The sequence below is a fragment of the Streptomyces sp. NPDC093221 genome, assembly GCF_044753885.1.
Classification (GTDB): domain Bacteria; phylum Actinomycetota; class Actinomycetes; order Streptomycetales; family Streptomycetaceae; genus Actinacidiphila.
Genome location: NZ_JBIVOA010000002.1, coordinates 1,132,584 through 1,157,938, shown reverse-complemented (window position 1 = coordinate 1,157,938; position 25,355 = coordinate 1,132,584). Strand labels below are relative to the sequence as shown.

35 protein-coding genes are annotated in these 25,355 nt (G+C 68.4%); 32 read left to right on the top strand and 3 right to left on the bottom strand.

Annotation, left to right across the window (positions count from 1 at the left end; all coding sequences use genetic code 11):
* Positions 1-2 precede the first annotated feature (2 nt).
* The 3 genes from rpsG to tuf all read left to right on the top strand — a co-directional run bounded on the left by rpsG (position 3) and on the right by tuf (position 4,019).
* Positions 3-473: a 30S ribosomal protein S7 gene (rpsG, locus tag ACIQCJ_RS11120; RefSeq protein ID WP_093713199.1), complete on the top strand. Its 471-nt coding sequence runs from the start codon at positions 3-5 to the stop codon at positions 471-473.
* Between the two features lie 38 nt (positions 474-511).
* Complete coding sequence (gene fusA, locus ACIQCJ_RS11115; RefSeq protein WP_355340239.1) at positions 512-2,641, top strand: elongation factor G; 2,130 nt, start codon at positions 512-514, stop codon at positions 2,639-2,641.
* Between the two features lie 184 nt (positions 2,642-2,825).
* The gene (gene tuf / locus ACIQCJ_RS11110; protein ID WP_355340236.1) at positions 2,826-4,019 is read left to right on the top strand and encodes an elongation factor Tu; all 1,194 of its coding nucleotides are present in this window, start codon (positions 2,826-2,828) and stop codon (positions 4,017-4,019) included.
* A 92-nt stretch (positions 4,020-4,111) separates the two neighbouring features.
* On the opposite strand, the gene ACIQCJ_RS11105 is transcribed toward tuf, so the two are convergent.
* The 3 genes from ACIQCJ_RS11105 to ACIQCJ_RS11095 all read right to left on the bottom strand — a co-directional run bounded on the left by ACIQCJ_RS11105 (position 4,112) and on the right by ACIQCJ_RS11095 (position 9,157).
* Positions 4,112-5,974: a PIG-L family deacetylase gene (locus ACIQCJ_RS11105; RefSeq protein ID WP_402711204.1), complete on the bottom strand. Its 1,863-nt coding sequence runs from the start codon at positions 5,972-5,974 to the stop codon at positions 4,112-4,114.
* Between the two features lie 715 nt (positions 5,975-6,689).
* Positions 6,690-8,456, bottom strand: a complete 1,767-nt coding sequence (locus ACIQCJ_RS11100; protein WP_402711203.1) for a hypothetical protein — start codon at positions 8,454-8,456, stop codon at positions 6,690-6,692.
* Entirely contained in the window at positions 8,453-9,157 is a 705-nt protein-coding gene (locus ACIQCJ_RS11095; RefSeq protein WP_391163439.1) for an ATP-binding cassette domain-containing protein, read from the bottom strand. Before ACIQCJ_RS11095 ends, ACIQCJ_RS11100 begins: the two co-directional genes overlap by 4 nt.
* A 203-nt stretch (positions 9,158-9,360) precedes the next feature.
* Here ACIQCJ_RS11095 and ACIQCJ_RS11090 point away from each other — a divergent pair, with 203 nt between their 5' ends.
* The 29 genes from ACIQCJ_RS11090 (at position 9,361) to rpsM (ending at position 25,337) form a co-directional block, all read left to right on the top strand.
* The gene (locus ACIQCJ_RS11090) at positions 9,361-9,579 is read left to right on the top strand and encodes a hypothetical protein (RefSeq protein WP_355340225.1); all 219 of its coding nucleotides are present in this window, start codon (positions 9,361-9,363) and stop codon (positions 9,577-9,579) included.
* Between the two features lie 146 nt (positions 9,580-9,725).
* Entirely contained in the window at positions 9,726-10,850 is a 1,125-nt protein-coding gene (locus ACIQCJ_RS11085) for a hypothetical protein (RefSeq protein WP_402711202.1), read from the top strand.
* 407 nt (positions 10,851-11,257) lie between these two features.
* Positions 11,258-11,566, top strand: a complete 309-nt coding sequence (gene rpsJ, locus ACIQCJ_RS11080; RefSeq protein ID WP_014144312.1) for a 30S ribosomal protein S10 — start codon at positions 11,258-11,260, stop codon at positions 11,564-11,566.
* A 14-nt stretch (positions 11,567-11,580) separates the two neighbouring features.
* A complete protein-coding gene (gene rplC, locus ACIQCJ_RS11075) occupies positions 11,581-12,225 on the top strand; it encodes a 50S ribosomal protein L3 (protein ID WP_188284641.1) in 645 nt (214 codons plus the stop codon).
* Between the two features lie 5 nt (positions 12,226-12,230).
* Positions 12,231-12,917, top strand: coding sequence for a 50S ribosomal protein L4 (gene rplD, locus ACIQCJ_RS11070; RefSeq protein ID WP_355340218.1), 687 nt, complete (start codon positions 12,231-12,233; stop codon positions 12,915-12,917).
* Positions 12,917-13,258 carry a 50S ribosomal protein L23 gene (gene rplW / locus ACIQCJ_RS11065; protein ID WP_188284643.1) on the top strand — a complete coding sequence of 114 codons (342 nt, stop codon included), beginning with the start codon at positions 12,917-12,919 and terminating at the stop codon, positions 13,256-13,258. Before rplD ends, rplW begins: the two co-directional genes overlap by 1 nt.
* A 48-nt stretch (positions 13,259-13,306) precedes the next feature.
* The gene (rplB, locus tag ACIQCJ_RS11060; protein WP_073492405.1) at positions 13,307-14,143 is read left to right on the top strand and encodes a 50S ribosomal protein L2; all 837 of its coding nucleotides are present in this window, start codon (positions 13,307-13,309) and stop codon (positions 14,141-14,143) included.
* A gap of 12 nt (positions 14,144-14,155) precedes the next feature.
* Positions 14,156-14,437 carry a 30S ribosomal protein S19 gene (gene rpsS / locus ACIQCJ_RS11055; protein ID WP_033177798.1) on the top strand — a complete coding sequence of 94 codons (282 nt, stop codon included), beginning with the start codon at positions 14,156-14,158 and terminating at the stop codon, positions 14,435-14,437.
* 45 nt (positions 14,438-14,482) lie between these two features.
* Complete coding sequence (gene rplV, locus ACIQCJ_RS11050) at positions 14,483-14,830, top strand: 50S ribosomal protein L22 (RefSeq protein WP_188284646.1); 348 nt, start codon at positions 14,483-14,485, stop codon at positions 14,828-14,830.
* Positions 14,830-15,684 carry a 30S ribosomal protein S3 gene (rpsC, locus tag ACIQCJ_RS11045; RefSeq protein ID WP_355340213.1) on the top strand — a complete coding sequence of 285 codons (855 nt, stop codon included), beginning with the start codon at positions 14,830-14,832 and terminating at the stop codon, positions 15,682-15,684. Before rplV ends, rpsC begins: the two co-directional genes overlap by 1 nt.
* Before the next feature lie 5 nt (positions 15,685-15,689).
* The gene (rplP, locus tag ACIQCJ_RS11040; RefSeq protein ID WP_188284648.1) at positions 15,690-16,109 is read left to right on the top strand and encodes a 50S ribosomal protein L16; all 420 of its coding nucleotides are present in this window, start codon (positions 15,690-15,692) and stop codon (positions 16,107-16,109) included.
* Positions 16,109-16,342: a 50S ribosomal protein L29 gene (rpmC, locus tag ACIQCJ_RS11035; RefSeq protein ID WP_093713214.1), complete on the top strand. Its 234-nt coding sequence runs from the start codon at positions 16,109-16,111 to the stop codon at positions 16,340-16,342. Before rplP ends, rpmC begins: the two co-directional genes overlap by 1 nt.
* A complete protein-coding gene (gene rpsQ, locus ACIQCJ_RS11030) occupies positions 16,342-16,629 on the top strand; it encodes a 30S ribosomal protein S17 (RefSeq protein ID WP_188284650.1) in 288 nt (95 codons plus the stop codon). Before rpmC ends, rpsQ begins: the two co-directional genes overlap by 1 nt.
* Before the next feature lie 103 nt (positions 16,630-16,732).
* Positions 16,733-17,101 carry a 50S ribosomal protein L14 gene (gene rplN / locus ACIQCJ_RS11025; protein WP_031524788.1) on the top strand — a complete coding sequence of 123 codons (369 nt, stop codon included), beginning with the start codon at positions 16,733-16,735 and terminating at the stop codon, positions 17,099-17,101.
* Positions 17,102-17,104: 3 nt separating this feature from the next.
* The gene (rplX, locus tag ACIQCJ_RS11020; RefSeq protein WP_188284651.1) at positions 17,105-17,428 is read left to right on the top strand and encodes a 50S ribosomal protein L24; all 324 of its coding nucleotides are present in this window, start codon (positions 17,105-17,107) and stop codon (positions 17,426-17,428) included.
* Complete coding sequence (gene rplE / locus ACIQCJ_RS11015; protein ID WP_188284652.1) at positions 17,428-17,997, top strand: 50S ribosomal protein L5; 570 nt, start codon at positions 17,428-17,430, stop codon at positions 17,995-17,997. The genes rplX and rplE overlap by 1 nt, the downstream gene beginning before the upstream one ends.
* Positions 17,998-18,000: 3 nt before the next feature.
* Entirely contained in the window at positions 18,001-18,186 is a 186-nt protein-coding gene (locus ACIQCJ_RS11010) for a type Z 30S ribosomal protein S14 (RefSeq protein ID WP_030890724.1), read from the top strand.
* Positions 18,187-18,417: 231 nt separating this feature from the next.
* Positions 18,418-18,816: a 30S ribosomal protein S8 gene (rpsH, locus tag ACIQCJ_RS11005; RefSeq protein WP_355340206.1), complete on the top strand. Its 399-nt coding sequence runs from the start codon at positions 18,418-18,420 to the stop codon at positions 18,814-18,816.
* Between the two features lie 21 nt (positions 18,817-18,837).
* Positions 18,838-19,377: a 50S ribosomal protein L6 gene (rplF, locus tag ACIQCJ_RS11000; protein ID WP_188284654.1), complete on the top strand. Its 540-nt coding sequence runs from the start codon at positions 18,838-18,840 to the stop codon at positions 19,375-19,377.
* 2 nt (positions 19,378-19,379) lie between these two features.
* Positions 19,380-19,763 carry a 50S ribosomal protein L18 gene (gene rplR, locus ACIQCJ_RS10995; protein WP_188284655.1) on the top strand — a complete coding sequence of 128 codons (384 nt, stop codon included), beginning with the start codon at positions 19,380-19,382 and terminating at the stop codon, positions 19,761-19,763.
* Positions 19,764-19,805: 42 nt separating this feature from the next.
* The gene (rpsE, locus tag ACIQCJ_RS10990; RefSeq protein WP_093713222.1) at positions 19,806-20,411 is read left to right on the top strand and encodes a 30S ribosomal protein S5; all 606 of its coding nucleotides are present in this window, start codon (positions 19,806-19,808) and stop codon (positions 20,409-20,411) included.
* On the top strand, positions 20,411-20,593 hold the full coding sequence (gene rpmD, locus ACIQCJ_RS10985; RefSeq protein WP_030890715.1) for a 50S ribosomal protein L30: 183 nt from the start codon (positions 20,411-20,413) through the stop codon (positions 20,591-20,593). The genes rpsE and rpmD overlap by 1 nt, the downstream gene beginning before the upstream one ends.
* 2 nt (positions 20,594-20,595) lie before the next feature.
* Positions 20,596-21,051 (top strand): 50S ribosomal protein L15, encoded by a 456-nt coding sequence (gene rplO / locus ACIQCJ_RS10980; RefSeq protein WP_355340200.1) that lies wholly within the window; start codon positions 20,596-20,598, stop codon positions 21,049-21,051.
* Positions 21,052-21,308: 257 nt separating this feature from the next.
* On the top strand, positions 21,309-22,625 hold the full coding sequence (secY, locus tag ACIQCJ_RS10975) for a preprotein translocase subunit SecY (RefSeq protein WP_093713225.1): 1,317 nt from the start codon (positions 21,309-21,311) through the stop codon (positions 22,623-22,625).
* Positions 22,625-23,284 carry an adenylate kinase gene (locus ACIQCJ_RS10970; protein ID WP_355340197.1) on the top strand — a complete coding sequence of 220 codons (660 nt, stop codon included), beginning with the start codon at positions 22,625-22,627 and terminating at the stop codon, positions 23,282-23,284. Before secY ends, ACIQCJ_RS10970 begins: the two co-directional genes overlap by 1 nt.
* A gap of 133 nt (positions 23,285-23,417) precedes the next feature.
* Complete coding sequence (map, locus tag ACIQCJ_RS10965) at positions 23,418-24,254, top strand: type I methionyl aminopeptidase (protein ID WP_355340194.1); 837 nt, start codon at positions 23,418-23,420, stop codon at positions 24,252-24,254.
* A gap of 131 nt (positions 24,255-24,385) precedes the next feature.
* On the top strand, positions 24,386-24,607 hold the full coding sequence (gene infA / locus ACIQCJ_RS10960; RefSeq protein ID WP_003956442.1) for a translation initiation factor IF-1: 222 nt from the start codon (positions 24,386-24,388) through the stop codon (positions 24,605-24,607).
* A gap of 37 nt (positions 24,608-24,644) precedes the next feature.
* On the top strand, positions 24,645-24,758 hold the full coding sequence (gene rpmJ, locus ACIQCJ_RS10955; RefSeq protein ID WP_003956441.1) for a 50S ribosomal protein L36: 114 nt from the start codon (positions 24,645-24,647) through the stop codon (positions 24,756-24,758).
* Positions 24,759-24,956: 198 nt separating this feature from the next.
* On the top strand, positions 24,957-25,337 hold the full coding sequence (gene rpsM / locus ACIQCJ_RS10950) for a 30S ribosomal protein S13 (protein WP_188284659.1): 381 nt from the start codon (positions 24,957-24,959) through the stop codon (positions 25,335-25,337).
* The last annotated feature ends 18 nt before the right edge of the window (positions 25,338-25,355 follow it).

Sequence of the window (25,355 nt, the reverse complement as noted above, 5' to 3'; positions counted from 1 at the left end):
GCATGCCTCGTAAGGGCCCCGCCCCGAAGCGCCCGGTCATCATCGACCCGGTTTACGGCTCCCCGCTGGTGACGTCGCTCGTCAACAAGATCCTCCTGCACGGCAAGCGCTCCACCGCTGAGCGCATCGTGTACGGCGCCCTTGAGGGCCTTCGTGAGAAGTCGGGCAACGACCCGGTCATCACGCTGAAGCGCGCGCTGGAGAACATCAAGCCGACCCTTGAGGTCAAGTCCCGCCGCGTCGGCGGTGCGACCTACCAGGTGCCGGTCGAGGTCCGTCCGGGCCGTCAGAACACGCTGGCGCTCCGCTGGCTCGTCGGTTACTCCCGCGCCCGTCGCGAGAAGACGATGACCGAGCGTCTGATGAACGAGATCCTCGACGCCAGCAATGGCCTGGGTGCTTCCGTGAAGCGCCGCGAGGACACGCACAAGATGGCCGAGTCCAACAAGGCCTTCGCGCACTACCGCTGGTAGTCACCACCCACATCGAAACCGAGAGAAGACTGAGCCACATGGCCACCACTTCGCTTGACCTGGCCAGGGTCCGCAACATCGGGATCATGGCCCACATCGACGCGGGCAAGACGACGACCACCGAGCGGATCCTGTTCTACACCGGTGTTTCCTACAAGATCGGTGAAGTCCACGACGGCGCAGCCACCATGGACTGGATGGAGCAGGAGCAGGAGCGCGGCATCACGATCACGTCGGCCGCGACGACCTGTCACTGGCCGCTCGATGATGTCGACCACACCATCAACATCATCGACACCCCCGGTCACGTCGACTTCACCGTCGAGGTGGAGCGTTCGCTCCGCGTCCTCGACGGCGCCGTCACGGTGTTCGACGGTGTCGCCGGTGTGGAGCCGCAGTCCGAGACGGTGTGGCGTCAGGCCGACCGTTACGGCGTGCCCCGCATCTGCTTCGTCAACAAGCTCGACCGCACCGGCGCGGAGTTCCACCGCTGCGTCGACATGATCGTGGACCGCCTCGGCGCGGTGCCGCTGGTCATGCAGCTCCCGATCGGCGCGGAAGCCGACTTCAAGGGCGTGGTCGACCTCGTCCAGATGAAGGCGCTGGTCTGGTCCGCGGAAGCGACCAAGGGCGAGATGTACGACACCGTCGACATCCCGGACACCCACGTCGAAGCGGCCGACGAGTGGCGCGGCAAGTTGCTCGAGGCCGTCGCCGAGCACGACGACGCCATGATGGAGCTGTACCTGGAGGGCCAGGAGCCCGACCAGGACCAGTTGATCGCGGCCATCCGCCGGATCACCCTGGCCTCCAAGGGGACCAAGGACTCCGTCACCGTCACCCCCGTGTTCTGCGGCACCGCGTTCAAGAACAAGGGCGTTCAGCCCCTGCTCGACGCGGTCGTGCGCTACCTCCCGTCGCCGCTGGACGTCGAGGCCATCGAGGGCCACGCCGTCGGCAACGCCGACGAGATCATCAAGCGCCGGCCGTCGGACGAGGAGCCGTTCTCCGGCCTCGCGTTCAAGATCATGAGCGACCCGCACCTGGGCAAGCTCACCTTCGTCCGGGTCTACTCGGGCCGCCTGAACGCGGGTTCGGCTGTGCTGAACTCCGTCAAGGGCAAGAAGGAGCGCATCGGCAAGATCTACCGCATGCACGCGAACAAGCGTGAGGAGATCGAGTCGGTGGGCGCGGGCGACATCATCGCCGTCATGGGCCTGAAGCAGACCACCACCGGTGAGACGCTGTGCGACGACAAGAGCCCGGTGATCCTGGAGTCCATGGACTTCCCGGCGCCGGTGATCCAGGTCGCGATCGAGCCCAAGTCCAAGGGTGACCAGGAGAAGCTGGGTGTCGCCATCCAGCGGCTCTCGGAGGAGGACCCCTCCTTCCAGGTCCACTCGGACGAGGAGACCGGCCAGACCATCATCGGCGGTATGGGCGAACTGCACCTCGAGGTGCTGGTCGACCGTATGCGGCGCGAGTTCAAGGTCGAGGCCAACGTCGGCAAGCCGCAGGTCGCGTACCGCGAGACCATCCGCAAGACGGTCGAGCGCATTGACTACACCCACAAGAAGCAGACCGGTGGTACCGGTCAGTTCGCGAAGGTGCAGATCATGCTGGAGCCGCTGGAAGGCGGCGACGCGACCTACGAGTTCGTCAACAAGGTCACCGGTGGCCGCATCCCCCGCGAGTACATCCCGTCGGTGGACGCCGGTGCGCAGGAGGCCATGAAGTTCGGCATCCTGGCCGGCTACGAGATGGTGGGCGTCCGCGTCACCCTGATCGACGGCGGCTACCACGAGGTCGACTCCTCCGAACTGGCATTCAAGATCGCCGGTTCGCAGGCGTTCAAGGAGGGTGCCCGCAAGGCGAGCCCCGTGCTCCTCGAACCGATGATGGCCGTCGAGGTCACCACGCCCGAGGACTACATGGGCGATGTCATCGGCGACCTCAACTCCCGCCGTGGCCAGATCCAGGCCATGGAGGAGCGCAGCGGCGCCCGTGTCGTCAAGGGCCTGGTTCCGCTGTCGGAGATGTTCGGCTACGTCGGTGACCTGCGGTCCAAGACCTCGGGCCGGGCCAGCTACTCCATGCAGTTCGACTCCTACGCCGAGGTTCCGCGGAACGTCGCCGAGGAGATCATCGCGAAGGCCAAGGGCGAGTAACGCCTGAAATCCTCAGCGCGTTTCACCCTTTAGGCTTGACAGCAGGCTTCGGGGCAATCCGCCGCAAACCGGAAGGTGTGTACCGGACGGTGCGCGGCGGGTGCCCCGGCAGTCCGCATTCCAGCAAAGATCACCTGGCGCCGATGAAGCAAGGCGTACAGATCCACTCCCCAGGAGGACCCCAGTGGCGAAGGCGAAGTTCGAGCGGACTAAGCCGCACGTCAACATCGGCACCATCGGTCACATCGACCACGGTAAGACGACCCTTACCGCGGCGATCACCAAGGTGCTGCACGACGCGTACCCGAACCTGAACGAGGCCTCGGCCTTCGACCAGATCGACAAGGCTCCTGAGGAGCGCCAGCGCGGTATCACCATCTCGATCGCGCACGTCGAGTACCAGACCGAGTCGCGTCACTACGCGCACGTCGACTGCCCCGGTCACGCGGACTACATCAAGAACATGATCACCGGTGCGGCGCAGATGGACGGCGCCATCCTGGTGGTCGCCGCGACCGACGGCCCGATGCCGCAGACCAAGGAGCACGTGCTCCTGGCCCGCCAGGTCGGCGTGCCGTACATCGTCGTCGCCCTGAACAAGGCCGACATGGTGGACGACGAGGAGATCCTGGAGCTCGTCGAGCTCGAGGTCCGTGAGCTGCTCTCCGAGTACGAGTTCCCGGGCGACGACCTGCCGGTCGTGCGCGTCTCCGCGCTCAAGGCGCTTGAGGGCGACAAGGAGTGGGGCGAGAAGCTCCTCGGCCTCATGGAGGCCGTGGACACCGCGATCCCGACCCCCGAGCGTGACGTCGACAAGCCGTTCCTGATGCCGATCGAGGACGTCTTCACGATCACCGGTCGTGGCACCGTCGTCACCGGCCGCATCGAGCGTGGTGTGCTGAAGGTCAACGAGACCGTTGACATCATCGGCATCAAGCAGGACAAGACCACCACCACGGTCACCGGCATCGAGATGTTCCGCAAGCTGCTCGACGAGGGCCAGGCCGGTGAGAACGTCGGTCTGCTCCTCCGTGGCATCAAGCGCGAGGATGTCGAGCGCGGCCAGGTCATCATCAAGCCCGGTTCGGTCACCCCGCACACCGAGTTCGAGGCCCAGGCCTACATCCTGTCGAAGGACGAGGGTGGCCGTCACACCCCCTTCTTCAACAACTACCGTCCGCAGTTCTACTTCCGCACCACGGACGTGACCGGCGTCGTGACCCTCCCCGAGGGCACCGAGATGGTCATGCCGGGCGACAACACGGCCATGAGCGTCCAGCTCATCCAGCCGATCGCCATGGAAGAGGGCCTGAAGTTCGCCATCCGTGAGGGTGGGCGCACGGTGGGTGCCGGTCAGGTCACGAAGATCAACAAGTAGTGGCTTGCGGCTCGCTCTGAGCCAACGAGGGTGCCCCGGATCGCTTCCCGCGATCCGGGGCACCTTTGCGTTGCGCCCCGTCAGACGCGGCCCTAGAGGCCGAGGGACTGGTGGAAGACGCGGGGGGTGGCGGGGAGGGTGTAGCGGAGTGACAGGGGGCCGGAGGGGGTGAGGGCGGCGGAGGGGAGGCCGCCGGGGGCGGGGAGGGCCGGGAGGGGGGCGTAGGCGACGGCGCCGCCCGGCTTGGGCTGGGCCCAGTGGTGGACGGTGGTGTGGCCGGAGGCGAAGACGTGGATACGGCCACGGCGGTCGGTGACGACGGCCAGCCCGTCCTGGACCTCGGCGCCGCCGAGATCGCGCCAGGGGCTCCAGACGCCGGCGGTCAGCACCCGGGTGCTGACCCCCTTGGCCGCGTTGCGCGCGAAGAGGTGCACGGTGCCGTCAGGGGCCGCGACGGCGACCGGCGCACCGGTCCTGCGCGTACGGTCCGGGTGCGTCTCGGGACTGCCGAGCGAGGACCAGCCCCCGTCGCGCCACATCACGATGTCGCGGGTGTTCGGCCCGCCGTGCCCCTCCAGGACGGCGAAGCGCAGCGCGAACAGCAGGGTGCCGCCGTCGCGGGTCCGTACGCAGGACAGCGCCGGGGCCAGCGTCCCGCCGCCGAGATCCTGGGGCGGCCCCCAGACCCCGCTGCCCGGCCGGGTCTCCTCGCGCCGCACCGCCCGCGTACCGAGCACTTCGTACGCGGCCCCGCCGACCACGATCCGGCGCGCCCCCGGATAGCGGCGGTGCGTCGAGCGGATCCACCCCTTGGGGTTGGCCAGCGGCTCGTTCTCGCCCTGGCCGTAGTCACCGCAGCCGCCCGGATTCCCGCAGCGCCACGCCTGGTTGCCGCCGTACTGGAAGAGGAAGCGCGCCTTGAGCGCCACGGTCGCGGGCGGCAGGTTGTACGGCCAGTGGTGGTTGTAGTAGCCGCGGTACGCGGTGGTGCTGAAGGCGGGCACCGCCCGGCCGGGGCCGTTCGCCGACTCCGACACCCACTGCGCCATCGCCTTCCAGGTGAACAGCGCCGTCGCGGTGTGGTCCCGGTGGTCGGAGAAGCCGGGCTGCTCACTGGCGGCCGGATGCCGCTTGTCGTGCACCTGGATGTCGGGGTCCGGGTCGAGCGTCCTGATCTCCGTCGGGCGGAAACGTTCCATCAGCCCGGCCAGGACGTCCACCAGCTTCTGGTGGGTGTACGTGCCGCGGCCGTTGGCGGGCGCGGGCGCGTTCTGCGCCACCACGTACGACAGTACGGTGCCCGGCACCTCCCACATCATCGGCAGGCTCGCGCTGGAACTCAGCTCGTGCATCGACACCTGGAGGAACACCAGGCGCGCGTGCATCGCGCCGTGCCGCAGCTCGTCCACCTCCGCGTGCAGACCGCCGCCGACGTCGATCACGTCGGTGGTCCACCGGGTGAAGTGCGGCAGCCCCAGCATCGTCGCGTACGCCTGCCGCAGGCCCTGGTGGCGGGAGGAGGAGTACGCGGCCTGGTCCCTGCGGTGGCGCCTGCGCGGGCCGAACGGCTCGTGGTTGACGCCTGTCGACTCGCCCGCCGTCACGTACACCGACACCACGGGCGTGCCCGCCTGGAGCGAGTGCAGCGTGTCCGGGTTCATGAAGAACAGGTCGTCGTCCGGGTGCGCCATGACCTGGAGCACCAGCGGGTCGCCCTGCGGGCGGTACGGCTGCGTCGCCAGCGGGTCCGCCGGGGCCGGGAGCCGGCGCGGGGCGGTGTCCTGGGCCTGAGAGGTGCAGCCGCTCAGGGCCGCTGCCGCGGCCGTCGCTCCCGCCGTCGCCACCGCTGCCGTCAGCAGGGAGCGGCGGGAGGGGTGGTCTGGGCTGTGGTGGTCCTTCACGCCCGCTAAGAGCCGCTTCGCGGCGATCAGGTTGCCTCCCTCCTCCGCCGACACCTTGCGCAGGACGGTGCCTCGTCAGGGGCGCGAGGACCTTGCGCGGCCCGCCCCCCCACCGGCCGGTGGTCCGGCCACCACCGGATTGCCCCGCTGGGGCGGGTGGTGAGGTGCGGGAGCGTGGTGGCTTGTCGCGCAGTTCCTCGCGCCCCTTAAAGGATCGGCTTGCCGTCCGGGCGAAAGGGGGTGGGCCCCGTTAGGGGCGCGGACAACTGCGCGGCCCGCCCCCACCGGCCGGTGGTCCGGGGACAACCGGATTGCCCCGCTGGGGCGGGTGGTGACGTGCGGGAGCGTCGCGGCTTGTCGCGCAGTTCCCCGCGCCCCTTAAAAGATCGGCTCGCCGTCCGGGCGAAAGACGGTGCGCCCCGTCAGGGGCGCGGGTAACCCATCACCGGCGGGTGGTCCGGGGACAACCGGTCTGCCCCGCTGGGGCGGGTGGTGACGTGCGGAAGCGCTTCGGCTGAGCGCGCAGTTCCTCGCGCCCCTTGAAGGATCGGCTCGCCGTCCGGGCGAAAGGGGGTGGGCCCCGTTAGGGGCGCGGGGAACTGCGCGGGCAACCCCCACTGGCCCGGTGGTCCGGGGACAACCGGTCTGCCCCGTTGGGGCGGGTGGTGACGTGCGGGAGCGTGGTGGCTGAGCGCGCAGTTCCTCGCGCCCCTGAAGACCTGGCCCTGCGCGAGGGCGCCGGCTTTTTTTGGGGGACCCCCCGGAGGGGTCAGTGGCGGATGAGGCGGTCGGCGGCGCGGGTGGTGAGGAGGAGAAGGAGGGCGGTGAGGAGGGCGGTGGGGAGGAGGAGCTGGGCGGCGGAGCCGGGGTGGAGGCCGTGGACGAGGGGCGGGTCGAGGAGGAGGGAGAGGGCGGTGACGGAGACGAGGGGCCCGGCGGCGTACCAGGCGAGGAAGATCAGCGGGCCGGGCCCGCCGACGGGGGAGCCGCCGCCGAGGAAGAGGAGCTGGGTGCGGGCGGGGCCGCGGCACGCGGAGAAGAGTGCGGCGGCGGTGAAGGGCGGGGCGCACAGGGGCATGAGCAGCAGCGCCGAGGGGGTGCCGGTCACGGCGAAGGGGACCGCGGCGAGCAGGCCGAGGAGCGCGCCGAGGACGGCGGGCACGACGGCGTGGTGCAGCATCAGCGTACGGAAGCGGAACGGCGCCCAGGCGGCCCGCCGCACATCGTCGGTCTCCAGCCGCGCCGCCTCGGCGAGCGCGCCGACCGCCATGTAGCCGAAGAGCAGGCCGAGGACGAGGCCGACGACCCGCCGCTCCCCGCCGAGGTCCACGCCGAGCCCCGCGGTGGCGGCGCCGCACGCGGTCCAGACGGCGGCCTTGCCGAGCCGCCCGGGGGCCCGCAGCAGCGCTAGCAGGTCGCGCCACTCGACGACGAAGTGCCGGCCGAGTCGCCCGCGCGGCGGACGCAGCCGCAGCCCGCGGGCGGTGGACGCGCCGCCCGCCTCCATGATCGCCAGCTTGGCGGCGCGCAGCTCCATCGACCACATCACGGAGGACACGGTGGTGGCCGTCGCCGCCCGCTCCCTGAGCTGCGTGGTCGGCACGCGGGCCGCGTCCCCGTACGCGCGGACGGTGGCGACGGCGGTGAGCGCCACCAGCAGCACGACCGCCGCGGGCCAGCCGGGCACCGAGCCGCCGGTGGCCCGTACGACCGGCTGCGCGGCCCAGCCCCACGGCCCCGACCACAGCTCGATCCACTCCAGGACCGACGAGCGGTGGCCGGTCGCGGCCAGGACGGTCTGGGCGGTCAGCGCGCCCAGCAGCAGGACGGCGGGCGCGGTCCACCGCTGGACGGCCCGGATCAGCCGGGGCCGCCGCTCGACGGCCATGCCGAGCGCGACCGCGAGCAGCGGCAGGCACAGCGCGGCCGGGAGCACCCCGAGCAGGGCGGGGCCGATCGCCGCGCGCCCGGTGACGCGCAGTACGACGCCGCCCGCGACCCCCACCAGCAGGCCGGGGATCAGCGCGATCCCGGCGGAGAGCCGGAACCACGGGCGCAGCACCGCCGCCCGCCGTACCGGCTGGGCCAGCAGCCAGCCCACGGTGGGGCCCGGCACGACGACCGGGCCGCGCCACAGCGCGTCGCGCGCCGCGAAGAGCGCGAGGGCGACGGTCAGGGTCGTGAACAGCGCGGGCAGCCCGCGCTGGAGGTCCCGGCCGACCCCGCTGTAGTCCGCGCCGTTCTCCAGCTCCCGCAGGAAGTGCACGGCCACCCCGCTGCCGTACCCGATGCCGCCGAGCAGCACGGAGTACAGCAGGACGGCCAGGTCCCGGCCCTGTTCCCTGCGGTGTGCCCGGCGCTTGCGCTTCAGCCAGGCCAGCGTCTCGGCCGTCCGGTCGTCGTCCTCCTCGCTCCAGACCTCGTCGGGGTCCGGGTCCCCGATGTCGGACGCGATGTCGGACGCGACGCCGGAGTCGTCGCCGTCGTCCACCGGGTCCCGGCCGTCCGCCTGCGGCGGGATCGACGCGGCCGTCACGGGCGCAGCCCCAGCTCGCGCAGGACCGTGGCGGGCGCGCCGGAGGCGATCACACGGCCGTCCTCCAGGGCGATCATGCGGTCGGCGACGGCCTCGGCGAGGTCGGGCTGGTGGGTGGCGAGCAGTACGGCGACGCCGTCGGCCTTCTCCGCGACGAGCAGTTCGGCCAGGCGGCGCCGGGCGTCGGGGTCGAGGCGCTGTTCGGGCTCGTCGAGCACGAGCAGGTCGCGGGGGCGGACGAGGGCGGCGGCCAGCAGCAGGGACTGCATCTGGCCGGAGGAGAGCGAGCCCGGCAGGGCGTTGGCGTGGTCGGACAGCCGCCGGTCGGCCAGCACCTGGTCGATCCAGGCGGCGGCGTCGTCCACGGCGTGCGCGACGGTGACCAGCTCCAGGTGCTCGCGGACGGTCAGGTCCGGGTAGCAGGCGACGGTGTCGCCGACGACCGCGACCCTGGCGCGTACCTCGGGGTCGTCCTCGCTCATGGTGCGGCCCGCGAACAGCGCCTCTCCCGAGGTGGGCGCGTCCCGGCCGCTGGCGATCCGCAGCAGGGTGGACTTGCCGGAGCCGTTGTGGCCGAACAGGGCCGTGCAGCGGCCCGGCGCCAGGCTCAGGTCGAGCGGCAGCAGCGCCTTGCGTTCCCCGTAGGTCCTGCTCACCTTCCGCAGTCGCAGGAGCGCGCCCGCACCCTTGGTCGCCTTCATGCGGGGCCTCCGTGCCGAGGTGGGTGGATACGTCGTGACCTTAGTACGACGGGTACGGCCGCCCGGCCGCCGGTCGGCACAGCGCCGCCGCATTGGTATAGACCTATAGCGGGTCGCCCGGATAGCATGCGAGCGCAATCGCACCACCTCCGCACGGTCCCTGACTGTCTGTCAGGGAATCACCCTGTTCAAGGAGTTGGAACGTGAGACAACGCATCGGACTGCTCGCCGCCGCCGCGGTGGCGATCCTGGCCCCGCTCGGCGCCGCGACCTCCGCCAGTGCCGCGGGCGAATTCCACGTCTCGGGCGTCTACTACACGCAGGAACAGTGCCAGGCGGCGGGCGCCGCGGGCGTCGCGCTCTGGGGTCCCAACTACTTCTGCTCCCAGGCCAACGGCTTCGTGTACCTCTACACGCACTGACCCCGTGACCCCGCGGACCCGCTGATCCCACCGGGCTCACCGGCGGCACGGGACCGGGGGCGCGGCGCGGGCCCGCCCCCGGTCGTCACCGTGACGACACCCGAACGTCTTCCTGCGGTGGTGCGTTCAGGACAGAATCACCCCTCGTGACGATGACGGATGCCACGGAGACCGCCCACGCCGGCGGGAACGGCCCTGCGGCGCTGCTGCGCGGGCTGCTGGTCGGCGGGGCGTTCGGCGCCGGGGCAGCGGCGATCGTGGTCGGCGGCACCATCGGCAAGGTCGCGGTGTGGGGCAGCGGCATCACGGCCCTGGCGCTGCTGGTCCTGACCACGGCCGCGTTCAGCGCGCGGCGCCGGGTGCGGCGGCCGGTCGTGGAGCGGGTCAAGGCCGTCGCCATGATCGAGAGCAGGCGCGCCACCAGCGGGGAGTACGCGGACGTGCCGGTGGCCTTCGACCTGACCGTGGCGCCGGACGACCGGCCCGCGTTCCGGGCCCACGTCCACCGGTCGGTGAATCTGGTCGACCTCCCCGACTTCCCGGTGCGCGGCATCGTGGTGGTCGAGTACCCGCCCGACAGGCCGTGGGACGTCACGATCGTCAGCGAGCCGGACGCGGAGTGGGCGAGCCGGGCGGCGCGGGCGTCGCTGGACTCGGCGCCGGAGTCCACGCGGGTCCGCGATCCGGAGAAGGCCGGCCCCTGGTGCGCGATCGCCGTCCTCGGCATGCTGGCCGGCGCCGCGGTCGTCGTCCTGGTCTTCCGCGGCGACCTCTTCACGGACGACCCGGCGAAGCCCTCCTCGTCCGCGACGAGCCCCGGCGCCTTCGGCGGTTCCGGCCGTTCCGGCGCCACGAGCACGACCGTCTCGCGGAGCGTGACCACGGCCGACGTCAGCACCTCGATCCTCATCGGAGGGCAGTTGCGCGCCACCTCCGACGCGCTGCTCAAGGCCGGGGTGTCCACCGCCGTCAGCGTCAGCGTCACCGACCGCCGTATGACGGCCCGCGGCACGAAGCCGGACGAGTGGGCCCCGGGTCAACTGCCCGTGGTGCTGACCGACCTGCCGTACGAGCGGATGCCGGAACTCGTCAGGGAGGCCAGGACCAATCTCGGGGTCACGGGCGCGGGCGCCGGCTCCTGGAGGATCGACATCGCCCGCGACGCGAAGACCAGGGCCGTGGTGATCCGGGTGACCGTCACCGGCGGCAACGGCACGGCCGACGTGCAAGCGGACGGAACAGGACGTATCACCGCGACCCACTCGCTGTGAGGGCCGCCGCCGCACGCCTCAACGAGCCCAGGTTTGGCGGCTGAACGCGGAGGGGTAAGCTTTCCGGCCCGATTGGCCACGGCCATGCCCCATATGGCACACTGTCCAAGTTGCTCGGTCGAGCGCCGATGCTGCGCGCCTCCCGTCGGGAGGACCGGAAGCGAGTCCCACAGTACTCGTCGCCTTAACTGCCCCTCGGGGCAGCGCTGGGGCGGACGTACGGGAATCTTCCGGGAAGCGTGAGCGCGGTTCCGACCAGGCATCCGGTGGGTGTTATCTCCCACGCAACCCCCTGAAGAGGGATTTCCGCATGCGGAAATTCGCGGAAGGGGCGCGACACGCCCGACCGCGTGGGTCGGCGAAGCGGATGTCAGAGCGTAAACAGAGACAAGGACTACGGAGTAGCCATGGCGGGACAGAAGATCCGCATCCGGCTCAAGGCCTACGACCACGAGGTCATCGACTCCTCGGCGAAGAAGATCGTCGAGACGGTGACGCGTACTGGTGCGCAGGTCGCGGGCCCGGTGCCGCTGCCCACTGAGAAGAACGTGTACTGCGTCATCAAGTCGCCGCACAAGTACAAGGACTCGCGCGAGCACTTCGAGATGCGCACGCACAAGCGCCTGATCGACATCCTCGACCCGACGCCCAAGACCGTTGACTCGTTGATGCGCCTGGACCTTCCGGCCGGCGTCGACATCGAGATCAAGCTCTGAGAGGCGCGGAGAAGATGACCAAGCAGATCAAGGGCATCCTGGGCGAGAAGCTCGGCATGACCCAGGTCTGGGACGAGAACAACCGTGTCGTCCCAGTGACTGTCGTCAAGGCCGGTCCGAACGTTGTGACCCAGGTCCGTACGAACGACGCCGACGGTTACGAGTCGGTTCAGCTCGCCTTCGGCGAGATCGACCCGCGCAAGGTGAACAAGCCCCTCAAGGGCCACTTCGCGAAGGCCGACGTCACCCCCCGCCGCCACCTGGTGGAGCTGCGCACCGCGGACGCCGCGGAGTACACGCTCGGCCAGGAGATCACCGCCGAGGTGTTCGAGGCAGGCGTCAAGGTCGACGTGACCGGCAAGAGCAAGGGCAAGGGCTTCGCCGGTGTCATGAAGCGTCACAACTTCAAGGGCCTCGGCGCCGGGCACGGCGTGCAGCGCAAGCACCGCTCGCCGGGCTCCATCGGTGGCTGCGCCACCCCCGGCCGTGTCTTCAAGGGCATGCGCATGGCGGGCCGCATGGGCAACGAGCGGGTCACCACCCAGAACCTGACCGTCCACGCCGTTGACGCGGAGAAGGGACTGCTGCTCATCAAGGGCGCTATCCCCGGTCCGAACGGCGGCCTCGTCCTGGTCCGCACCGCGGCCAAGGGGGCCTGAAGGCTATGAGCACCATCAACGTCCTGTCGCCGTCGGGCGACACCGCCGGGACCGTAGAACTCCCGGCCGAGATCTTCGACGCCAAGGTCAGCATCCCGCTGATCCACCAGGTCGTCGTCGCGCAGCTCGCCGCCGCCCGCCAGGGCACGCACAAGGTGAAGACGCGTGGCGAGGTCCGCGGTGGTGGCCGCAAGCCGTACCGCCAGAAGGGCACCGGCCGCGCCCGTCAGGGCTCGACCCGCGCCCCGCAGTTCGCCGGCGGTGGCGTCGTCCACGGTCCCGTACCGCGTGACTACTCGCAGCGCACCCCCAAGAAGATGGTCAAGGCCGCCCTCCGCGGCGCCCTGACCGACCGTGCGCGGCACAACCGCATCCACGTCGTCTCCGGCGTCGTCGAGGGCTCCGCCCCGTCGACGAAGGCCGCCAAGAGCCTGCTCGGCAAGATCAGCGAGCGCAAGAACGTGCTCCTGGTCATCGAGCGCGCCGACGAGGCCGCGTGGCTTTCCGCCCGCAACCTGCCCCAGGTGCACATCCTGGACGCAGGCCAGCTCAACACGTACGACGTGCTCGTCTCCGACGACGTGGTCTTCACCAAGGACGCCTTCGAGCGTTTCGTGGCGGGATCCGGTCCTGAGTCGGCCTCCGGCAAGGCCGTCGCCTCCGAGGATGAGCTCGAAGGGAGCGAAGCCTGATGAGCGACGACACGACCACCACCGGACCCGTGATCACCAGCAAGACGTACACGGACCCCCGTGACCTCTTGATCAAGCCGGTGGTCTCGGAGAAGAGCTACGCGCTGCTGGACGAGAACAAGTACACGTTCGTCGTCGACCCGCGCGCGAACAAGACCCAGATCAAGCAGGCCGTCGAGGCGGTCTTCTCGGTCAAGGTCACCGGGGTCAACACGATCAACCGGCAGGGCAAGCGCAAGCGCACCCGCACCGGTTTCGGCAAGCGCGCCAACACCAAGCGCGCCATCGTGACCCTTGCCGAGGGCGACCGAATCGACATCTTCGGCGGCCCGGTCTCCTAACGGAGGCCGGATCGTGTCGAAGTCCTGAATTCATCCGAGGACTGAGAAATGGGTATCCGCAAGTACAAGCCGACGACTCCGGGCCGTCGTGGCTCCAGCGTCGCCGACTTTGTCGAGATCACGCGGTCCACGCCGGAGAAGTCGCTGGTCCGCCCGCTGCACAGCAAGGGCGGCCGTAACAACGCCGGTCGTGTGACCGTCCGCCACCAAGGCGGTGGCCACAAGCGCGCCTACCGTGTCATCGACTTCCGTCGCCATGACAAGGACGGCGTGCCCGCCAAGGTCGCGCACATCGAGTACGACCCCAACCGCACCGCGCGCATCGCGCTGCTGCACTACGCGGACGGCGAGAAGCGCTACATCCTCGCCCCCGCGAAGCTCCAGCAGGGTGACCGGATCGAGAACGGCCCCAACGCCGACATCAAGCCGGGCAACAACCTGCCGCTGCGCAACATCCCGGTGGGTACGACGATCCACGCGATCGAGCTGCGGCCCGGTGGCGGCGCGAAGATCTCCCGCTCCGCGGGCGCTTCCGTCCAGCTACTGGCGAAGGAAGGCACCATGGCCACCCTTCGCATGCCGTCCGGTGAAGTCCGCATGGTCGACGTCCGCTGCCGCGCCACGATCGGCGAGGTCGGCAACGCCGAGCAGTCGAACATCAACTGGGGCAAGGCCGGCCGCATGCGCTGGAAGGGCGTCCGCCCGACCGTCCGCGGTGTCGCCATGAACCCGGTGGACCACCCGCACGGTGGTGGTGAGGGCAAGACCTCCGGTGGTCGCCACCCGGTCTCCCCGTGGGGTCAGAAGGAAGGTCGTACTCGCTCGCCGAAGAAGGCATCGAGCAAGTACATCGTCCGCCGCCGCAAGACGAACAAGAAGCGCTAGGAGCGGGTTTAGATGCCGCGCAGTCTCAAGAAGGGGCCCTTCGTCGACGACCACCTGATCAAGAAGGTGGACGTACAGAACGAAGCAGGCACCAAGAACGTCATCAAGACCTGGTCCCGCCGCTCGATGATCATCCCGGCGATGCTGGGTCACACGATCGCGGTGCACGACGGCCGTAAGCACGTCCCGGTGTTCGTCACTGAGTCGATGGTCGGCCACAAGCTCGGCGAGTTCGCACCGACCCGCACCTTCCGCGGGCACGAGAAGGACGACCGCAAGTCGCGGCGTCGCTGAGCGGGCTGAACCGTGACGACGAAGACAGACACTGAAGGGACAACCATGGAAGCCAGGGCCCAGGCGCGGTACATCCGCGTCACGCCCATGAAGGCCCGCCGCGTGGTGGACCTCATCCGTGGCATGGACGCCACGGAGGCTCAGGCGGTCCTGCGTTTCACCCCGCAGGCCGCGAGCGTGCCGGTCGGCAAGGTGCTGGACAGCGCCATTGCCAACGCCGCGCACAACTACGACCACACCGACGCCGAGTCGCTGTTCATCAGCGAGGCGTATGTGGACGAGGGTCCGACCCTCAAGCGGTTCCGGCCGCGCGCCCAGGGCCGCGCCTACCGCATCCGCAAGCGGACCAGCCACATCACCGTGGTCGTCGCCAGCAAGGGAGAGACCCGGTAATGGGCCAGAAGGTAAACCCGTACGGGTTCCGCCTCGGCATCACCACGGACTTCAAGTCCCGCTGGTACGCCGACAAGCTGTACAAGGACTACGTCAAGGAAGACGTGGCCATCCGCAAGATGATGACGCAGGGCATGGAGCGCGCCGGTATCTCCAAGGTGGAGATCGAGCGCACCCGTGACCGCGTCCGCGTCGACATCCACACCGCCCGGCCGGGCATCGTCATCGGCCGTCGCGGCGCGGAGGCCGACCGCATCCGCGGTGACCTGGAGAAGCTGACCGGCAAGCAGGTCCAGCTCAACATCCTCGAGGTCAAGAACCCGGAGATGGACGCTCAGTTGGTGGCCCAGGCCGTCGCCGAGCAGCTCTCCTCGCGCGTCTCCTTCCGCCGTGCCATGCGCAAGAGCATGCAGGGCACCATGAAGGCCGGCGCCAAGGGCATCAAGATCCAGTGCGGTGGCCGCCTCGGCGGCGCCGAGATGTCCCGCTCCGAGTTCTACCGCGAGGGCCGTGTCCCGCTGCACACCCTGCGCGCCAACGTGGACTACGGCTTCTTCGAGGCCAAGACCACCTTCGGCCGTATCGGTGTCAAGGTGTGGATCTACAAGGGCGACGTCAAGAACATCGCCGAGGTCCGCGCCGACAACGCCGCGGCCCGTGCGGGCAACCGCCCGGCGCGTGGTGGCGGCAACGAGCGTCCGCAGCGCCGCGGTGGCGAGCGCGGTGGCCGCGGTGGCGGTGGCGGCCGTCGTCCTCAGACCGACGGCGCGTCCGGCTCCCCGGCCTCCAAGACGGATGTTCCTGCCGTCGAGGCCCCGGCAGCAGCCGCGGAGACCCCCGGAACGGAAGGCTAAGTACCATGCTGATCCCCCGTAGGGTCAAGCACCGCAAGCAGCACCACCCCGGGCGCGACGGAATGGCCAAGGGCGGCACGGAGCTGGCGTTCGGCGAGTACGGCCTTCAGGCCGTCACGCCCGCCTACGTGACCAACCGGCAGATCGAGTCCGCTCGTATCTCCATCACCCGTCACATCAAGCGCGGCGGCAAGGTCTGGATCAACATCTACCCGGACCGCCCGCTGACCAAGAAGCCCGCCGAGACCCGCATGGGTTCCGGTAAGGGTTCTCCCGAGTGGTGGATCGCGAACGTCAAGCCCGGTCGGGTGATGTTCGAGCTGTCATTCCCGAACGAGAAGGTTGCTCGTGAGGCGCTGACCCGCGCCGCGCACAAGCTTCCGATGAAGTGCCGCATCGTGCGGCGCGAGGCAGGTGAGTCGTGATGGCGGCCGGTACCAAGGCTTCCGAGCTGCGCCAGCTTGGTGACGAGGAGCTCGTCAACAAGCTGCGCGAGGCGAAGGAGGAGCTGTTCAACCTCCGCTTCCAAGGGGCCACCGGGCAGCTCGAGAACAACAGCCGGCTCAAGGTGGTCCGCAAGGACATCGCCCGGATCTACACGTTGATGCACGAGCGTGAGCTGGGCATCGAGACTGTGGAGACGGTGGAGAGCGCCTGATGAGCGAGAAGAATGTGACTGAGACGACCGACGAGCAGCGCGGCTTCCGCAAGACCCGCGAGGGCCTTGTGGTCAGCGACAAGATGGACAAGACCGTAGTGGTCGCCGTCGAGGACCGTGTGAAGCACGCCCTGTACGGCAAGGTCATCCGCCGCACCAACAAGCTCAAGGCGCACGACGAGCAGAACGCCGCGGGCATCGGCGACCGGGTCCTCCTCATGGAGACCCGGCCGACCTCCGCGACCAAGCGGTGGCGCGTCGTCGAGATCCTCGAGAAGGCCAAGTAATCCCTGAGGGCACTCCCTCAGGACCGTTCCGTCAGGCTCGGCGGTGGCCCGCTCCCCGTGAGTGGGCCCCGCCGGGAACCGACGCGACAAACAGGAGATAGACGTGATCCAGCAGGAGTCGCGACTTCGTGTCGCCGACAACACTGGTGCCAAGGAGATCCTTTGCATCCGTGTTCTCGGTGGCTCGGGTCGCCGCTACGCGGGAATCGGTGACGTCATCGTCGCCACCGTCAAGGACGCGATCCCCGGTGGCAACGTGAAGAAGGGCGAGGTCGTCAAGGCGGTCATCGTCCGGACCGTCAAGGAGCGCCGTCGCGCCGACGGCTCGTACATCCGGTTCGACGAGAACGCCGCCGTCATCCTCAAGAACGACGGCGACCCCCGCGGCACCCGTATCTTCGGCCCGGTGGGCCGTGAGCTGCGCGAGAAGAAGTTCATGAAGATCGTCTCGCTCGCGCCGGAGGTGCTGTAACCGATGAAGATCAAGAAGGGCGACCTGGTCCAGGTCATCACCGGTAAGGACAAGGGCAAGCAGGGCAAGGTCATCGTTGCCTACCCCGCGCTCGACCGTGTCCTCGTCGAGGGTGTCAACCGGGTCAAGAAGCACACCAAGGCCGGCCAGACCGACCGCGGTTCGAAGACCGGCGGCATCATCACCACCGAGGCGCCCATCCACGTCAGCAACGTGCAGCTCGTTGTTGAGAAGGACGGCAACAAGGTCGTGACCCGCGTCGGCTACCGGTTCGACGACGAGGGCAACAAGATCCGCGTTGCCAAGCGGACCGGTGAGGACATCTGATGACTGACACCGCTACGACGCACGCACAGCCGCGTCTCAAGACGCGCTACCGCGAGGAGATCGCGGGCAAGCTGCGCGACGAGTTCTCGTACGAGAACGTCATGCAGATTCCCGGTCTCACCAAGATCGTGGTCAACATGGGTGTGGGCGACGCCGCCCGCGACTCCAAGCTGATCGAGGGCGCCATCCGCGACCTCGCCACGATCACCGGCCAGAAGCCGCAGGTCACCAAGGCCCGGAAGTCCATCGCGCAGTTCAAGCTGCGTGAGGGTCAGCCGATCGGCGCCCACGTCACCCTCCGCGGTGACCGCATGTGGGAGTTCCTGGACCGCCTGCTGTCGCTCGCGCTCCCGCGTATCCGCGACTTCCGCGGTCTGTCGCCGAAGCAGTTCGACGGCCGGGGCAACTACACCTTCGGTCTCACGGAGCAGGTCATGTTCCACGAGATCGACCAGGACAAGATCGACCGCGTCCGGGGTATGGACATCACCGTGGTCACCACGGCGACCAACGACGATGAGGGCCGCGCCCTCCTTCGTCACCTCGGCTTCCCGTTCAAGGAGGCGTGAGCCGTGGCGAAGAAGGCTCTCATTGCCAAGGCCGCTCGTAAGCCGAAGTTCGCTGTGCGCGCGTACAACCGCTGCCAGCGCTGCGGCCGGCCGCACTCCGTCTACCGCAAGTTCGGCCTGTGCCGCGTGTGCCTTCGTGAGATGGCCCACCGTGGCGAGCTGCCGGGCGTGACCAAGAGCTCCTGGTAGTCCGGGCAATCCGGATCACCAGGAACTCTCGGTAAGCATCTGGACGGTCGGGGGCCCAACCTTTTTCCCGTAAGGTAGAAGGGTTGGGCGTCCGCCGCCCGATTCGACTTACTACGCCGTAGGTCCCCGTACCGCACCCGTCCCGACGTGTCCGCCACCGCGCGGCGCACCTCTCGGGGAGAGGGATGGCACAGATAGGAAACCCCGGCGAGAGAGGCCCAGGGCCAACTCATGACCATGACCGACCCCATCGCGGACATGCTGACCCGTCTGCGTAACGCCAACTCGGCGTACCACGACGACGTCGAGATGCCGTTCAGCAAGATCAAGTCGCACATCGCGGAGATCCTCCAGCAGGAGGGTTACATCACCGGCTGGAAGGTCGAGGACGCCGAGGTCGGCAAGAACCTCATCCTCGAGCTGAAGTTCGGTCCGGAGCGGCAGCGCTCCATCGCCGGGATCAAGCGGATCAGCAAGCCTGGTCTGCGGGTCTACGCGAAGTCCACCAACCTGCCGAAGGTGCTCGGCGGCCTGGGCGTGGCGATCATCTCCACGTCCCACGGGCTGCTCACCGGCCAGCAGGCGCAGAAGAAGGGCGTGGGTGGGGAAGTCCTCGCCTACGTCTGGTAACCGGGAAAGCGAGGTATAGCAATGTCGCGCATCGGCAAGCTGCCCATCTCGGTTCCCGCCGGAGTGGACGTCACCATCGACGGCCGCACGGTCGCTGTGAAGGGCCCCAAGGGTTCCCTTTCGCACACCGTTGCCGCGCCGATCGAGATCGCCAAGGGCGAGGACGGCACTCTGCTGGTCACCCGCCCCAACGACGAGCGTGTCTCGAAGGCCCTGCACGGCCTGTCCCGCACGCTGGTGGCGAACATGATCACCGGCGTGACCGCGGGCTACAGCAAGCAGCTCGAAATCAGCGGTGTCGGCTACCGCGTCCAGGCGAAGGGCTCCAACCTGGAGTTCGCCCTGGGCTACAGCCACCCGATTCTCGTCGAGGCCCCCGAGGGGATCTCCTTCAAGGTCGAGAACCCGACGAAGTTCTCCGTCGAGGGCATCGACAAGCAGAAGGTCGGCGAGGTGGCCGCCAACATCCGCAAGCTGCGGAAGCCCGACCCGTACAAGGCCAAGGGCGTCAAGTACGCCGGCGAGGTCATCCGCCGCAAGGTCGGAAAGGCTGGTAAGTAGCCATGGCATACGGTGTGAAGATCGCCAAGGGCAAGGCGTACAAGGGTGCGGCACTCAAGCGTCGCCACATCCGCGTCCGCAAGCGGGTCTCGGGCACGGAGGCGCGTCCGCGTCTGGTCGTGACCCGTTCCAACCGTGGCATCGTGGCGCAGGTCATCGACGATCTCGCGGGCCACACGCTCGCGTCCGCGTCGACCCTCGACGCGTCCATCCGCGGCGGCGAAGGCGACAAGAGCGCCAAGGCCAAGCAGGTCGGCCAGCTCGTGGCCGAGCGTGCGAAGGCCAAGGGCGTCGAGGCTGTCGTGTTCGACCGTGGCGGCAACCAGTACGCGGGGCGCATCGCCGCCCTGGCGGACGCCGCCCGCGAAGCCGGACTGAAGTTCTGATCCGGTTCCGTAGCTAGCGGAAAACGAAGAGAGGTAATTCCAATGGCTGGACCCCAGCGCCGCGGAAGCGGTGCCGGTGGCGGCGAGCGACGGGACCGTAAGGACCGGCGGGACGGCGGCCAGCAGGCCGAGAAGACCGCCTATGTCGAGCGTGTCGTCGCGATCAATCGCGTCGCCAAGGTTGTGAAGGGTGGTCGTCGCTTCAGCTTCACCGCGCTGGTCGTGGTGGGCGACGGTGACGGCACCGTGGGTGTCGGTTACGGCAAGGCCAAGGAGGTGCCGGCCGCCATCGCCAAGGGTGTGGAGGAGGCCAAGAAGCACTTCTTCAAGGTCCCCCGTATCCAGGGCACCATCCCGCACCCGATCCAGGGCGAGAAGGCCGCGGGCGTCGTCCTGCTCAAGCCCGCTTCCCCCGGTACCGGTGTGATCGCCGGTGGCCCGGTGCGCGCCGTCCTGGAGTGCGCCGGTATCCACGACGTGCTGTCCAAGAGCCTCGGCTCGGACAACGCGATCAACATCGTGCACGCCACGGTGGCCGCGCTCCAGGGGCTTCAGCGCCCCGAGGAGATCGCCGCCCGCCGCGGTCTGCCGATCGAGGACGTCGCGCCCGCCGCCCTGCTGCGTGCGCGTGCCGGGGTGGGTGCGTAATGGCTCGCCTCAAGGTCACCCAGACCAAGTCCTACATCGGCAGCAAGCAGAACCACCGTGACACCCTGCGGTCGCTCGGCCTGAAGCGGCTGAACGACGTGGTGGTCAAGGAGGACCGGCCGGAGATCCGCGGCATGGTCCAGACCGTCCGCCACCTCGTCACGGTCGAGGAGGTCGACTGATCATGGGTAACGAAAGCCCGATCAAGATCCACAACCTCCGTCCGGCCCCCGGCGCCAAGACCGCCAAGACCCGTGTGGGTCGTGGCGAGGCGTCGAAGGGCAAGACGGCCGGTCGTGGCACCAAGGGCACCAAGGCCCGCTACCAGGTTCCGGAGCGCTTCGAGGGCGGGCAGATGCCCCTCCACATGCGTCTCCCGAAGCTCAAGGGCTTCAAGAACCCGTTCCGCACCGAGTACCAGGTCGTCAACCTGGACAAGCTCGCGACCCTCTACCCCGAGGGTGGCGAGGTCACGGTGGCCGATCTGGTCGCCAAGGGCGCGGTACGCAAGAACCAGCTCGTCAAGGTGCTCGGCACCGGCGAGGTGACCGTGGCGCTCCAGGTGACCGTGGACGCGGTTTCCGGGTCCGCCCAGCAGAAGATCACCGCCGCCGGCGGTACCGTGACCGAACTCATCTGAGTCAGATGTCACACGACGACCGGGGATGCCCAGCACCTAGGGGCATCCCCGGTCGTTGTTTCCTTGTATTTCCTTGGCCGATTGGTCATTCCTAGGGAGCCCGCCTCGCGGGTAGGGTGACGTCGGTTGTTACTGTTCGCAGAGCCTGTGTGCTTTCGCGGGTGGTACAGCCGTATGGCCAGCGCCGTATCTGCCCGTATCAGTCAGTACCTCATCAGACCGTCCTTCCGCCGTGCGCGGGGGGTGCAGGAGGCACCGTGCTCACCGCGTTCGCACGGGCGTTCAGGACGCCCGACCTGCGGAAGAAGCTGCTGTTCACGTTGGGCATCGTGGTGATCTATCGCCTCGGTGCGCATGTTCCGGTGCCGGGGATCGACTACTCGGTGGTCAACCAGTGCATTAAGGACACGAAGAGCAGCAACAGCCTCTTCGGCCTGGTGAACATGTTCAGCGGCGGCGCTCTTCTCCAGCTCACGATCTTCGCGCTCGGGATCATGCCGTACATCACGGCGAGCATCATCCTGCAGCTCCTCACGGTGGTGATCCCACGCCTGGAGGCCCTCAAGAAGGAGGGCCAGGCGGGCACCACCAAGATCACGCAGTACACCCGGTACCTGACCGTCGCGCTCGCGGTCCTCCAGGGCACCGGCCTCGTCGCCACCGCCCGCTCCGGCAGCCTGTTCTCCAGTTGCCAGAACAAGTTCGACATCGTGCCGAACCAGTCGATCTTCACCACCGTGACCATGGTGACCACCATGACCGCGGGCACCGTGATGATCATGTGGCTCGGCGAGCTGATCACCGACAAGGGCATCGGCAACGGCATGTCGATCCTGATGTTCGTGGCCATCGCCGCCGGATTCCCCGGCTCGCTGTGGGCGATCAAGGTCTCCGGCAAGATCGCCGGCGGCTGGGTGGAGTTCCTCGCGGTGATCGCCGTCGGTCTCGCGATGGTCGGCCTGGTGGTCTTCGTCGAACAGGCCCAGCGCCGAATTCCGGTGCAGTACGCGAAGCGCATGATCGGCCGCCGCTCGTACGGCGGCACCTCCACGTACATCCCCCTGAAGGTCAATCAGGCGGGTGTGATCCCGGTCATCTTCGCGTCGTCGCTGCTCTACATCCCGGCGCTGATCGTGCAGTTCTCCGGGTCGACCGCGGGCTGGGCGCAGTGGATCAGCCGCAACATGACCAAGGGCGACCACCCGATCTACATGGCCGCCTACTTCCTGCTGATCGTGTTCTTCGCCTTCTTCTACGTCGCTATCTCGTTTAACCCCGAGGAAGTGGCGGATAATATGAAGAAGTACGGTGGCTTCATCCCCGGCATCCGGGCCGGCCGCCCCACCGCGGAGTACCTGAGTTACGTGCTGAATCGCATCACGTGGCCGGGATCGCTGTATCTGGGTCTCATCGCTCTCGTGCCAACGGTCGCCATCGCGGTCTTCAACGGGAGCAACGGCAGCTTCCCGCTGGGCGGCACCAGCATCCTGATCATCGTGGGTGTCGGTCTGGAGACGGTGAAGCAGATCGAGAGCCAGCTCCAGCAGCGTAACTACGAAGGGTTCCTCCGCTGATGCGAATCGTCCTGGTCGGTCCCCCCGGCGCGGGCAAGGGGACGCAGGCCGCGTTCCTCGCCAAGAACCTGTCGATCCCGCACATCTCCACGGGAGACCTGTTCCGCGCCAACATCAGTCAAGGGACCGACCTGGGCAAGCAGGCGAAGGCGTTCATGGACGCCGGTGACCTGGTACCTGACGAGATCACCATCGGCATGGCGGAGGACCGCCTGGAGCAGGCGGACGCGGCGGAGGGCTTCCTGCTCGACGGCTTTCCGCGCAATGAGTTCCAGGCCCGCGCGCTGGACGCGTACATGGCCGGGCACGGGATCGCGCTCGACGGTGTGCTCGACCTGGAGGTCCCCGAGGACGAGGTCGTCAAGCGGATCGCCGGCCGCCGGGTGTGCCGCAACAACAGCGCGCACGTCTTCCATGTCGAGTACAGCAAGCCCGCCACCGAGGGCGTCTGCGACGTCTGCGGCGGCGAGCTGTACCAGCGCAGCGACGACGCGGAGGACAAGGTCCGCAACCGGATCGAGGTCTACCACCGCGAGACCGAGCCGATCATCGACTACTACAAGCAGCAGGACCTTGTGGTGACGATCTCGGCGCTCGGCCCGGTGGCCGAGGTCACGCAGCGCGCGATGGACGCGCTGCGCGCGGGCGAGCGGCGGTAGCCGCCGCAGAGCACGGCATCGGCCGTGGTGCCCTGACGGGCGCCACGGCCGTATCGTTGAGTGGGCACATGCCGTCCCCGAGGGGGCGGGCGGTGCCCGAGCACTGACGTACACAAGGAAGGCGCCAGCCGTCATGGTGGAGATCAAGACCCCCGAGCAGATCGCCAAGATGCGCGAGGCCGGGTTGGTCGTGGCGGCGATCCACCGGGCGACGCGCGCCGCGGCGGTGCCCGGCGCCACCACCAAGGACCTGGACGAGGTCGCCGCGAAGGTGATCGCCGACCACGGCGCCAAGCCGAACTTCCTGGGGTACGGCGGCTTCCCCGGCAACATCTGCACGTCGGTCAACGACGTGGTGGTGCACGGCATCCCGGACCGCGAGACGGTGCTCAAGGACGGCGACATGATCGCCATCGACGCCGGCGCCATCGTGGACGGCTGGCACGGCGACGCGGCCTTCACGTGCTTCGTGGGCAGCGGGCACGCGCCGGAGCTGATCGAGCTGAGCCGGGTCACCGAGGAGTCCATGTGGGCGGGCATCGCCGCCTTCCGCAAGGGCAACCGGTTGGAGGACATCTCCAAGGCGATCGAGGGCTACATCCGCCGCCAGCCGCGGCCCGCCTCCGGCAAGTACGGCATCGTCGAGGACTACGGGGGCCACGGCATCGGCACCCAGATGCACATGGACCCGCACCTGCTGAACTACGTCACCAAGAAGCGCGGGCGCGGCATCAAGCTGATCCCCGGTGTCTGCCTCGCCATCGAGCCGATGGTCACCCTCGGCACCCCCCGCACCCACGTCCTCGCCGACGAGTGGACGGTCAAGTCCGACGACGGCTCCTGGTCCTCCCACTGGGAGCACTCCATCGCCCTCACCGAAGACGGCCCCCTCGTCCTGACCGCCGAGGACTGTGGCAAGGCCAAACTGGCCGAGTACGGCATCACGACCGCCCCAGACCCGCTTGCTTAAGGATCTTCGGGGCAGGGCATACATCCCTGATTCGTCTTTCCGGGTGGCGTGACGTAGACTGACACGTCGGCTCTCGCGTGTCTTTTGGCATGTCTGGGGCCGACCAAGGTAGCCGATCCCGAAAGCAGGACATGGCCAAAAAGCAAGGCGCCATCGAAATCGAGGGCACCGTGATCGAGTCTCTGCCGAACGCGATGTTCAAGGTGGAGCTGCAGAACGGTCACAAGGTCCTCGCGCACATCAGCGGCAAGATGCGGATGCACTACATCCGCATCCTCCCGGATGACCGGGTCGTTGTGGAGCTCTCTCCGTACGACCTGACGCGCGGACGGATCGTCTACCGATACAAGTAGCAACGAGTAGATCTCAAGACCCGGAGAACCTCACCTCATGAAGGTCAAGCCGAGCGTCAAGAAGATCTGCGACAAGTGCAAGGTGATCCGCCGTCACGGCCGGGTCATGGTCATCTGCGACAACCTGCGCCACAAGCAGCGCCAGGGCTGACGCACGCCGACCTACCTGCATCCGCAGAACTTCGCGCGACGCACACACGTACATACGCAGTGCCCATCTCCTGCCACAAGGGGATGACACCTCCGGCGGAGGCCGGGGACCTGGTCGTACCACCGTTCAGCACACGAGCGGTCGGCGGTCAGGAGCCGGTACTGCGGAAGACCTCCGAAACCATCAGGAGCCAAGAAAATGGCACGCCTTTCAGGCGTTGACCTCCCGCGTGAGAAGCGCGTGGAGATCGCCCTCACCTACGTCTTCGGCATCGGGCGCTCCCGCTCCCAGCAGGTGCTGAAGGAGACCGGTGTGAACCCCGACATCCGCGTCCGCGACCTGGCCGAGGAAGACCTCGTCAAGCTGCGCGAGTACGTCGATGCCAACTTCAAGACCGAGGGTGACCTCCGTCGCGAGGTGCAGGCCGACATCCGCCGCAAGGTGGAAATCGGCTGCTACCAGGGTCTGCGCCACCGTCGTGGCCTGCCGGTCCACGGTCAGCGCACTCACACCAACGCCCGTACCCGCAAGGGTCCGCGTCGCGCCATCGCCGGTAAGAAGAAGCCGGGCAAGAAGTAGTCCTCAGCGGACGCTCAT